This is a genomic window from Streptomyces sp., assembly GCF_050698815.1.
GTDB lineage: Bacteria > Actinomycetota > Actinomycetes > Streptomycetales > Streptomycetaceae > Streptomyces.
Genome location: NZ_JBOHCV010000629.1, coordinates 1 through 2,908, shown reverse-complemented (window position 1 = coordinate 2,908; position 2,908 = coordinate 1). Strand labels below are relative to the sequence as shown.

The window sequence follows — 2,908 nt, the reverse complement described above, 5'->3', positions numbered from 1 at the left end:
GTCCTGAGGCTCTCGAAGGATGGGACGGCGTCGGCATGAGACCAGAAGGGAGCTGAACATGCCCGCCTTCCTCCTTCACGGCGTCCCAGACCTTTTTCCGTTCGTGCTGAGGTTCTCGAAGCATGGGACGGCGTCCCCGTTAGGCTAGAACGGAGCTGAACATGCCCGCATTCTTGCTCCACGGAGTACCCGACACCCACCACCTCTGGGACGGCGTCCGGCAACACCTCTCGCGCACCGACATCATCGCGCCCGACATGCCCGGCTTCGGCCGCGACGTCCCCGCCGGTTTCGGCTCGACGAAGGAAGAGTACCTCGATTGGCTGATCGGCGAGGTCGAGAACGTCGGCGAGCCGGTCGATATCGTGGGCCACGACTGGGGCGCAATGCTCGTCGAGCGCTTTGTCTGCCTGCGGCCGGACCTCGTGCGCACCTGGGCCGCCGGCGCCGGCGCCATCGACGAGGCCTACGTCTGGCACCCGATCGCGCAGATGTGGCAGACCCCCGGCGCCGGAGAGAACGTCATGCAGGGCATGACACCCGAGACGATCGTGCCCGCCTTCGTCAACGACGGCATGCCCGAGCCCGTCGCCAAGGAGTTCGCAGCCCGCATCGACGACCGCATGAAGGCCGCCGTCCTCCCGCTCTACCGCTCAGCGGTGAATTACATGAAGGAATGGGCGCCCGACCTCGACCGCGTCAAGACGCCCGGGATGGTTATCTGCGGGGAGAAGGACCAATATATGGCGCTGGACATCCACCGCCGCATGGCGGAGCGCACGGGCGCCAAGCTGGTCACTCTCCCCGGCGGCCACTGGTGGCCGGCGCAGTTCCCGAAGGAGACCGCGCAGGCCCTTGAGTCCTTCTGGGCAAACGCGTAGGGCATCGTCATCCTGAGCGACGACCACGCTCTTGTCCGAACCACGCCGCGCCGCGAAGGGATCTGGGGCGGGGCAAACATCCCTAGTCACGGAGCGGTGCCACGTTTTCAGCAGAGCCTACGCGGTCGGCACTCGCTCCCGCACCCAGCCCGCAATCAGGTCCGCCACTCCCTCCCTCGCCTCCAACGGCGCCGTCAAGTAGTGGTCGCCCTGGATCATTTCCAGCCCCTTGTCAGTGGACGCCAGCGCCTCGTATATGCGCGGTGCATCTGACGGAAATATCCCCGTATCTCCTGTGCTCTGTATTACGAGAGCGGGAGCCGTGATCCTGCGTAGGTGAGGCTCTCCCCGGCAGTGTGACGTCCTCAGGCTCCACATCGAGAGCCACGTGCGCAGCGTGTTCGACGACCCGATCCCGTAAGGCCCGTAGTTCGCGGTTCTAGGATCCCCCAGGTAGCACTGGTTTGGCGGCCGCTCCGACGGATCGAGAAGGGGGTCCACCATGCGCAGGTCGGCCCAGACGCGATGCAGGTTGAAGTTGCGGTCATGCGCGCCCGACGCGCGCAGCCGCTCCAGCTCCGACAGCGCCCAGTCCGTGATGCGGTCGTTGCGTGCCTCCTGTGCCTGCCGGTAGTGGTCGACGAACGCCGCGTCGAACGGCGGACCGTTCTCCGGGTTGTACATGTCGAGCGATGGCTCAACGGATAGCGGGTCGTTCTCGTCCGTCACGGATGCGTCCATCCACGCGGTAAGCACCTCCGGGCGTCCCAGGTGCGCCTGCAGCGAGACGTAGAGGTCCGCGGCCGGGAGGTCGAGGAAAGCGGGAGGCAGCGTCCCTCCCGCGACCGGCTCGATGTTCGGCTCCGTCGCCTGGGACTGGTACGCCCCCATCAGAGACCCGCCGCCGGAGTTGCCCAGCAGCACGACCGTCTCCACGCCCGCCTCCTCGCGCAGCCAGCGGACGCCGGCGCCGATGTCGATCAACGCGTGCTCGAGGATGAACCACGCCTCCGCGCCGCGGAAGCGCGTGTTCCAGCCGAGGAAACCGAACCCTCGCTGCGCCATGTACGGCGCAAGATAGTGCTCGGAGAAGTCCACGTTGTAGTGAGTGGCGATGAACGCGGTCTTGGGCTTACGCCCTTCCGGGGTCCAGTACAGGCCCTGGCAGGGGTGATACCCCACGGGATTCTCCCGCCCGGTCGCCGAGGTCAGGGTGATGAATTCGCGGATGATGCTAACCACTAAGACACGAAGACACTAAGGATTTGGGACAAATATATATCTCTTCGTGTCGTTGTGCCTTGGTGGTGAACAATATCGGCCCTGAAGACCGGCGCGGACTGCTCCTCCTGGGTGCGCGACGTGGGCTTCCGCGAAGCTTAGGTCGCGCATCTGGCCGGGCCCGACTCGTTGGCGGTGGGGGCAAAGTAGCTGGTCTGTCTCCTATCCTTGCGACTGCCGTGGGCTTGGCGGGGTACAATTGGCGGTACCATGGAGCCGCGCATCCAGTACGTGCCGGCGAGCGATCGGGTGCGCTCGCTGGCGCGGACGTCGCCGGGGGTACGGGTCGAGGACCGCGGCGAGCAGTCGCTGAAGGGCGTGGGGGAACCGGTGCGGGTGTGGGGCGGTGCGAGACGGGGAGGCGTGATGGAGGGTTGGCGGCTGATGCTGTCGGCTGCGGCGGAGGATCGGTTGCAAGTTGGGTAATCTACCGTCGGGGATCGTCACCTTCCTCTTCACGGACGTTGAGATTCGATTTCGACCAATGAGCCGTCAGCGTCCTGTGCCAGCGGGAACGGACGGCCCAACACGCCGTCGTAGTGCAGCGTTGGCTCCACGCCTTTAGGCCCGTCCAGCGTAATCTTGTCCACGAAATACGTTAGGAGCTTGTTCCAGTCCGCGTCGGTTTTGGGTTCGGTAAACGCCTGTGACGGCAACTGGATCGCTACCCGCCTGCCGCGCTGGTACAGCGCTTCCTTGACGTGTTCCGGTGCGTCCAGCCCGTCCAGATCGCCGGGCGCGTATTC

The 2,908-nt window shown here is 65.5% G+C and carries 4 protein-coding genes; 2 read left to right on the top strand and 2 right to left on the bottom strand.

The genetic code is table 11. From position 1 onward, the window contains the following. Positions 1–161 precede the first annotated feature (161 nt). Positions 162–881 carry an alpha/beta fold hydrolase gene (locus tag ACRDP3_RS22790; RefSeq protein WP_431518864.1) on the top strand — a complete coding sequence of 240 codons (720 nt, stop codon included), beginning with the start codon at positions 162–164 and terminating at the stop codon, positions 879–881. A 117-nt stretch (positions 882–998) separates the two neighbouring features. On the opposite strand, the gene ACRDP3_RS22785 is transcribed toward ACRDP3_RS22790, so the two are convergent. Beyond that, the gene (locus ACRDP3_RS22785; protein WP_431518863.1) at positions 999–2,063 is read right to left on the bottom strand and encodes a hypothetical protein; all 1,065 of its coding nucleotides are present in this window, start codon (positions 2,061–2,063) and stop codon (positions 999–1,001) included. Positions 2,064–2,372: 309 nt separating this feature from the next. Here ACRDP3_RS22785 and ACRDP3_RS22780 point away from each other — a divergent pair, with 309 nt between their 5' ends. Further along, on the top strand, positions 2,373–2,588 hold the full coding sequence (locus tag ACRDP3_RS22780; protein ID WP_431518862.1) for a hypothetical protein: 216 nt from the start codon (positions 2,373–2,375) through the stop codon (positions 2,586–2,588). A gap of 29 nt (positions 2,589–2,617) precedes the next feature. Here the strand turns inward: ACRDP3_RS22780 and ACRDP3_RS22775 are convergent. Beyond that, positions 2,618–2,908 (bottom strand): hypothetical protein (locus tag ACRDP3_RS22775; RefSeq protein ID WP_431518861.1); only part of this gene is annotated, 291 nt, incomplete at its 5' end.

Coding starts and splice junctions, on each gene's coding strand:
- ACRDP3_RS22790 (WP_431518864.1), top strand. CDS start 162: ATGCCCGCATTCTTGCTCCACGGAGTACCCGACACCCACCACCTCTGG.
- ACRDP3_RS22780 (WP_431518862.1), top strand. CDS start 2,373: ATGGAGCCGCGCATCCAGTACGTGCCGGCGAGCGATCGGGTGCGCTCG.